Origin of the sequence: Mesorhizobium sp. M4A.F.Ca.ET.020.02.1.1, assembly GCF_004022645.1 — a bacterium.
In the GTDB taxonomy this organism is placed as follows: Bacteria; Pseudomonadota; Alphaproteobacteria; order Rhizobiales; family Rhizobiaceae; genus Mesorhizobium.
The window spans coordinates 1-7,322 of sequence record NZ_RZOI01000267.1; the positions used below are offsets into that span (position 1 = coordinate 1).

Genomic DNA, 7,322 nt, shown 5'->3' on the forward strand with positions numbered 1-7,322 from the left:
CCTATCACGGGCCGGGCACCTGCACCTTCTACGGCACCGCCAACTCCAACCAGATGCTGATGGAGATCATGGGCCTGCACACGCCAGGCGCCTCCTTCGTCAATCCCGGCACGCCGCTGCGCGACGCGCTGACCAGGGAAGCGGCGCGGCGCGCGCTGTCGATCACCGCGCTCGGCAATGACTATACGCCGGTCGGCCGCATGATTGACGAGCGCTCGATCGTCAACGGCGTCGTCGGCCTGCATGCGACCGGCGGCTCGACCAACCACACGATCCACCTGATCGCCATGGCCGCCGCCGCCGGCATCGCGCTGACCTGGCAGGACATCTCGGACCTGTCGGAAGCGGTGCCGCTGCTAGCCCGCGTCTATCCGAACGGGCTTGCCGACGTGAACCATTTCCACGCCGCGGGCGGGCTCGGCTTCCTGATCCGCGAACTGCTCGACGAAGGCATTCTGCACGAGGATGTGCAGACGGTGTGGGGCGAAGGCCTACGTCCCTACGCGGTCGAGGCCAGGCTCGGCGCCGATGGCGGCGTGGTGCGCGAGGCCTCGCCGTTGGAAAGCGGCGACGAAAAGGTGCTGGCACCTTTCAAGAAGGCGTTTCAGCCGACCGGCGGCCTGAAGGTGCTTGGCGGCAATCTCGGCCACGCGGTCATCAAGACGTCCGCCGTGAAGCCGGAAAGGCGCGTCATCGAGGCGCCTGCAAAAGTGTTCGACAGCCAGCAAGGGCTGAACGACGCCTTCAAGGCCGGCACGCTCACGGGCGACTTCATCGCCGTCATCCGCTTCCAGGGGCCGAAAGCCAACGGCATGCCGGAGCTGCACAAGCTGACCACCGTGCTCGGCATCCTGCAGGATCGCGGCCAGCGCGTCGCGCTGGTGACCGACGGGCGCATGTCGGGCGCTTCCGGCAAGGTGCCGGCGGCGATTCATGTGACGCCGGAAGCGGTCGAGGACGGCCCGATCGCCAGGATCCATGACGGTGACATAATCCGGCTCGACGCCGATGCCGGCACGCTGGAAGTGCTGGTGCCCGGCGCGGAATTCGCGCTGCGGCGCACGGCGGATGCCGACCTCATCGGCAACGAGTTCGGCTTCGGCCGCGAGTTGTTCGCCGGGTTCCGGCAGCTCGTCGGCCGCGCCGACCACGGCGCCGCCGCGTTCGGCAACGCTTGAGTCGACAATTCCATCCAAGAAAAAGGGGCGGCTCAGCGGCCGCCCCTTTTTCTCCAGGAGACGGAAGCGCTGCCTATTGAACGGTGATCTCGGCGCGTTCGCCGGCCTTCACCGTCACCGGCGTCTCCTTGTCCTGGCCCTGATCGGACGCGTGGCGCACGACGACATAGTCGCCTGCCGGAATGGTCTGCTGCCAGCTGTCGCCATAGCTCAGGCCGAGCGACTTGCGCTTGCCCTCGATGTCCTTCTTCGACGACAACACCTCGATCGAGTAGGCGCCGGGCGCCGACATGGCGAGCACGCCGGCGTCCAGCGTCACCTTGATGTCCTGATTGTCGCCGGCCTTGATGCTGAAGGGCTGCTCGACCACGGCGATATCGAACGTGGTGATCGCGACATAGTCGTCCGGCGGCAGCCAGAACTTGCTGTCCGGCCCGTAAGAGTGCTCGACGCTTTCGCGCGTGCCGTCGATCTTCTTCTTGGCCTTGACGATCTCGAAGCCGATGCCCGAATTGTCGGCCTTGTCGCCGCCCGCCGTATAATAGGCGTTGAGCACGGCATGACCGACGCCGACGACGACATCCTTTTCGACGGTCTGCCCGGCGGCCAGTTGGACGGTCTCGGTCACCGTGCCGGCGCCGATCTGCACCGTCACCTTCTGCTCGCCCGCGGGCACGGTGGCCCTGGCGTCGCCATAATGGGTGGTGCTGCCGCCCGGATAGGCGAAATCGACGCGGGCCTCGCCGCTGATCTCGGCGCCCTGGCTGGCGTGCGGATGGATGACCAGCGTGCCGGCATTCAGCGTGAACAGCGGCTTGTAGACCTGGCCGGCCTCGACCTTGAGCTTCTGCTCGACCTTGGCCTCGTCGGCGCGACCGACGACGATGTAGTCGCCCGGCTCGAGATGGGTCTTGAGCTCGCCGTACTCGGTCATTACCTGATCGCCGCGCGTGCCGTCGGCGTTGGCCTTGTAGATCTCCCAGGCATTGCTGTTGTCGCTGATGTCCGGACCGCCTTCGGCCAGGATGACGCTCGGCATGAAGTTGAATTCCGGCTTGGCCGGTTCCGGAGCCGGCGCTGGGGCCGGAGCAGGTTCGGGGGCGGGTGCCGGGGCCGGCGCCGCCACGGTCTCGACCAGCGCTTCCTGCAGCGCCTTTTCGTCCGAGGCCTGGATGTACTTGCCGCTGGTGTTCGCGGCGAGGCAGGCGATCTGCTTGCCTTCGTCGGCGGTCAGGCCGAAGCCGACGACGTCAGCGGTGAAGTCGACGCCGGAAGCCTCCAGTTCCTTGCCGAGCGCGCAAGGGTCGCCGCCGCAGGTCTCGAGCCCGTCGGTGATGAGGACGACGGTTGCCTTGTCTTCGGTGTATTTCAGCGCCTCGGCCGCCTGCTTGACGGCTGCTGTCAGCGGCGTCTTGCCGACGAACTTCATGCTGTCGGCGGCGGCCGAAATGGCGCTCGCCGAACCCGCCTGCGGCGGCACGATCAGCTCGATGTCCTCGCAACTGCCCTTCTGGCGATGGCCGTAGGCCATGAAGCCTATCTCGTCGTCGGCCGGCACCGACTGCAGCACGGTACGCAGCGATTCGCGGGCGATCTCGAGCTTCGGCCTGCCGTCGATCTGCGCCCACATCGAGCCCGAGGCATCAAGAATGATGATGACCTTGTTGGCGGCAAGGCCAAGCGTGGTCGTCGACAAAAGGAGGATCGCCGTGGCGACGCTCCGTGCCAATCGCATCATGAAACTCTCCTAGGAAACCCCTCTGGTCCGCGGCGGGAAAGGTATTTGACCCGGCCTTGGGACACAAGTCCGCACACGGCCTTGCGCACAGGCACCAGGGACGGCGGCTCATGCTCAGTAGGTGGTGCGGCGCTCTTCCGACGGCGGTCGGCCGAACTGCAGCCGATAGCTCTGCGCGAAATAGGAGTGCGAGGTGAAGCCGGTGGCGATCGCCACGTCGAGGATCGGCATGTTGGTCTGGCGCAGCAGTTCGCGCGCCCGCTCGAGCCTGAGCCTCATGTAGTAACGCCCCGGGGTGACGCTCAAATGGCGCAGGAACAGGCGCTCGACCTGGCGCACCGACAGGCCCGCCGACTTGGCAAGCTGCACCGCCGACAGCGGCTCGTCGAGGTGATCGGCCATCAGCTCGACGATGCGCCTGAGCTTCTCCGACTTGCCGGTGAGGTCGCGTTCCGGGCCGACGCGCTGGCGGTCGCCGGCCGAGCGGATACGCTCGTGCTGGAACTGGTTGGCGACGCCGTTGGCGAGGTTGGAGCCGAAATCCGTGCGCACGATCTCCAGCATCAGGTCGATCGAGGTGGTGCCGCCGGCGCAGGTGTAACGCTTGCGGTCGATCTCGAAGACATTGCCGGTGCAGTTGATGTCCGGGAAACGCTCCATGAAGCCGGCGCGGTTCTCCCAATGGATGGTGCAGCGATAGCCGTCGAGCTGGCCGGCCTCGGCAAGCAGATAGGAGCCGACCGACAGCGCGCCGAGCGCATTGCCCCGCCTGCCCCAGCTGCGCAGCGCCGCCAGCACCTTGCTCTTGCCCGGGAATTCGATGGAGAGGCCGACCGACACGAACAGGATGTCGACCGGCGGCATATCAGCGACGGAATAATCGATCTTCAGCGGGAGGCCGTTCGAGGCCATGACGGCGTCGCCATCCGCCGATATGGTCGTCCAGCCATAGACATCGCGGCCAAGCAAGCGGTTGGCCGAGCGAAAGCAGTCGATCGCCGCGGCCAGCGAGAACATCGAAAACTTGTCGACCAGCAGGAACCCGAACTGACGACCACCCTGAACGGAATCGTTCGCGACCGGCCGTTCGATGGGAATTGAATGGTTCGGCAAGTAGACTGCTTCCCGGTCAGAAGGACGGCCGCTTCAACCCGGCCGCAAGGTAGGCGGAAGCTACAGTGTTCGCCATCAGCATGGCAATGGTCATCGGCCCGACGCCGCCAGGCACCGGCGTGATGGCGCCGGCCGCCTTGGCGGCTTCGGCATAGGCGACGTCGCCGACGAGGCGGCTCTTGCCCTCGCCCTTCTCCGGCGCGGCGATGCGGTTGATGCCGACATCGATGACGGTGGCGCCGGGCTTGACCCAGTCGCCCTTGACCATTTCCGGACGACCGACGGCGGCGACCAGGATGTCGGCGGTGCGGGCAAGCGCCGGCAGGTCCTTGGTGCGGCTGTGGGCGATGGTGACGGTGCAATTGGCGGCAAGCAAAAGGTTGGCCATCGGCTTGCCGACGATGTTGGAGCGGCCGACGACGACGGCGTTGAGGCCGGAGAGGTCCTTGCCGCGCACGCGCTCGATCAGGAGCATCGAGCCGGCCGGCGTGCAGGGCACGAAGGCCGTCTCCAGCTCGCCGGTGCCGAGCTTGCCGACATTGATGAAGTGGAAGCCGTCGACATCCTTCTCCGGCGCGATGGTCTGGATGACCTTGCCGGAATCGATGTGGCCGGGCAGCGGCAACTGCACCAGGATGCCGTGGATCGACGGGTCTGCGTTCAGATCCCCGATGATCTTGAGCAATTCGGCCTCCGAGGTCTCGGCCGGCAGCGTGTGCTGCAGCGAGTGGAAGCCGCATTCCTTGGCGGTGCGAGACTTAGAGGCGACATAGACCTGGCTCGCCGGATCCTCGCCGACGATCACCACGGCGAGGCCGGGCTTCGTCGCGCCCTTGCCCGCCAGTTCCGCGGTCAGCGCCTTGACCTTGCCAACCACGTCTTCGGCGACGCTCTTTCCGTCAATCACTTCGGCCATGAACCACCTTCAACTCTTCCATCAGCGCACGTCGCATCCCTTGGGATTCATGCGACCGCCTTGTCCCATTGTTTCACAGACCCGAAACCCGCGCGGTTCGGGCGATATGCCGAGCGGCATTTTCACGAAAATTCCGACGGGCAATCCCGTCAAAACGCCGTCGCATGCCGTAAACTCGAAACCGGCCGCTTTTATCGGATGGGGCGGGATTTAGAAATAGCGGCGGTTCGAACGGCTTTCGGTGAGCTCGCGCACCGCTTCGCGGAATTCGCGCAGGCTTTCGCGGATTTCGTCGATCTGGCCCTGCTGGTCCTCGGTGTCTTGCACCTGCGGCGACAATTGATCCCGGTAGGCCCCCTGCCCGCCGGGCTGCGCCGCTGGCGACGGATTGGCATAGCCAGCCGGCGCTGTCTGTTCGGGCCGTGCCGGCCGAAAACCGGGCTCATCGTCGTAGGCCCGCGCCCGCTGAGCGGGGTACATCGGTTGCCGCCGAGGCGGCTCATCCTGCTGGAATTGAGGCTGCCGATAGGACGCGGGGCGTTCGGTGACCTTGCCGGGATCGGCGGGCTTTTGCCTTTTGCCGGGCATCATCTCGCGCACCGCCGAAAGCAGGGCGCCGACCGGCCCCGAACGTTCGGCCCCGGTGGTCGCGGCGGGCGGCGGCGGAGGCGGCAATGGGGCGCGCGGCTGCGACCGCGGCAGCGGAGCAGGCGGCGGCGCCCGATAGACTTTGTCTTCGACCGCCGGCCTGCGGTCGTCGTTTCCGCGGCGACGCGAGCGCGAGGTCGCGGTTTCGTGCAGGCTCTCATAGGCGCCACGCATGGCGCCGAGCCCGACACCGGAAGCAAAGCCGAGCAGCAGGCCGGCGAGCGCCATCACGGCGCGCGACGGTCCTTTCGCCTCGAGCGGTGCAAACGCCTTGGAGATGACGTTGATGTTGGCGGTGTTGATGTCCTTCTGCTCGCCGGTTTCCTTGGCGCGCAGCAGGAAGGCCTCGTAAACGGAGCGCTTGGCCGCGGCCTCGCGCTCAAGCTCGCGCAGCGAGACAAGCGCGCTGTTGACGTCGCCGCTCTGCACCTTGGCCTGCGCCAGGCGGGAGGCAAGATCCTGCTCCAGCTGGACGGAGCGCTTCAGGTCGACCTGCAGCGAAGAAGCGATGCGCTGCAGTTCGCCGGCGATGCGGTCACGCGCGCCGGCGAGCTGGGCGCTGAGCGCCTGCAGTTCGGGATGGCGCGGGCCGAGCCGGACGGCGGCGCGATCGGCCTCCTGCTTCAGCGCCGCATATTGCGCGCGCAGTTCGCCCATGGTGTTGGAGTTGATCTCTTCCGGCAAGGTGCCGGTGAGGACCGAATTGACGCTGAGCGAACGCGCCGAAGCCGCCCGCGCGTTGAGCTCCAGCGTGCGGGCGCGGGCGACGGAAAGCTGCTCGTTGAGCTTCAGCATCTGGTCGTCGCTGATCAGATGGCCCTGCGCGTCGACGAGGTCGTGCGTGGCCCGGTAATCCTCGACCTTGCGCTCGGCCGCCTCGACGCCCTTGCGCAATTCGTCGAGCCGCGCCGTCAGCTCGTCGGTGGCGCGGCCGGCGGTGTCGGACTGGATCTGGCCGAAGGTCTGCAGGAAGACGTCGGTCATGGTGTTGGCGATGAGGGCCGACTTCTCGCCGTTCTGGGTGGTGGCGCCGATCGAGATGACGAAGGTCTTGCCGCCGCGCTCGACCGACAGGCTCTCGGCCAGATTGCCGACGGCGAGCGCGCGCCGGCGGGCATCGTCGGCGGCGCCGGCATCGTGGCGCGACAGGATCGAGCGGATCATCGACATGGCGCCGAGACCGCCGGAACCTTGCCCGTTGAACTCGGGATCGTTGGTGAGATTGAGCTTGTCGACGACCTTGTTGAGGACCGTGCCGGAGGTGAGCACGCGGACCTGGTTCTCGACGATCGCCAGCGTCGCGTCGGAGGCGACCACGTTCTGTGTGAGATCGCGATCGGTGAGCTTGAGGTCGCGCGGATCGACGATGAGTTCGGCCGTGGCCTCGTATTTCTTCGGCGTCGACAAGGCAATTGCGACGCCGAGGGCCGCGCCGAGGATCGTCGTCGAGAGTATCAGCGCCTTCGAGCGGGCAATGCCGCGCACGACCTGCATCGGGTCGATCAGCGGCTTCCACTGCTCGCTGTCGGCATCGTCGACGGCGGGCCGCCGCACGTTCGCAGCATGGCGGGGATCGAGCGCGGCCTGAGGCGCGTGGCCTTGCGAAAGTCCCGCCGGCTCCTCGCGCGCATAGTCGCTTCGCTTGGCCCAGCCGTCCTCGACGTGCGGTTCGTTGGCGATCGGCTGCCGATCGGCCTGATATCGGCCCGGCTCGACGCCGGCGGGCGAG

5 protein-coding genes are annotated in these 7,322 nt (G+C 66.8%); 1 reads left to right on the forward strand and 4 read right to left on the reverse strand.

Annotation, left to right across the window (positions count from 1 at the left end; translation table 11 throughout):
* Positions 1 to 1,178 (forward strand): dihydroxy-acid dehydratase (locus EN742_RS17675; RefSeq protein WP_189375426.1); only part of this gene is annotated, 1,178 nt, incomplete at its 5' end.
* 73 nt (positions 1,179 to 1,251) lie between these two features.
* On the opposite strand, the gene EN742_RS17680 is transcribed toward EN742_RS17675, so the two are convergent.
* The 4 genes from EN742_RS17680 to EN742_RS17695 form a co-directional block, all read right to left on the reverse strand.
* Positions 1,252 to 2,916, reverse strand: coding sequence for a VWA domain-containing protein (locus EN742_RS17680; protein WP_128333086.1), 1,665 nt, complete (start codon positions 2,914 to 2,916; stop codon positions 1,252 to 1,254).
* Between the two features lie 114 nt (positions 2,917 to 3,030).
* On the reverse strand, positions 3,031 to 4,029 hold the full coding sequence (locus tag EN742_RS17685) for a GlxA family transcriptional regulator (protein WP_126056467.1): 999 nt from the start codon (positions 4,027 to 4,029) through the stop codon (positions 3,031 to 3,033).
* Positions 4,030 to 4,045: 16 nt separating this feature from the next.
* Positions 4,046 to 4,945 (reverse strand): bifunctional methylenetetrahydrofolate dehydrogenase/methenyltetrahydrofolate cyclohydrolase FolD, encoded by a 900-nt coding sequence (gene folD / locus EN742_RS17690; RefSeq protein ID WP_126056468.1) that lies wholly within the window; start codon positions 4,943 to 4,945, stop codon positions 4,046 to 4,048.
* Positions 4,946 to 5,155: 210 nt separating this feature from the next.
* Positions 5,156 to 7,322, reverse strand: a 2,167-nt coding sequence (locus tag EN742_RS17695; RefSeq protein WP_348632861.1) for a GumC family protein, incomplete at its 5' end; no start/stop codon positions are given.

Coding starts and splice junctions, on each gene's coding strand:
- folD (WP_126056468.1), bottom strand. CDS start 4,945: ATGGCCGAAGTGATTGACGGAAAGAGCGTCGCCGAAGACGTGGTTGGC.
- EN742_RS17680 (WP_128333086.1), bottom strand. CDS start 2,916: ATGATGCGATTGGCACGGAGCGTCGCCACGGCGATCCTCCTTTTGTCG.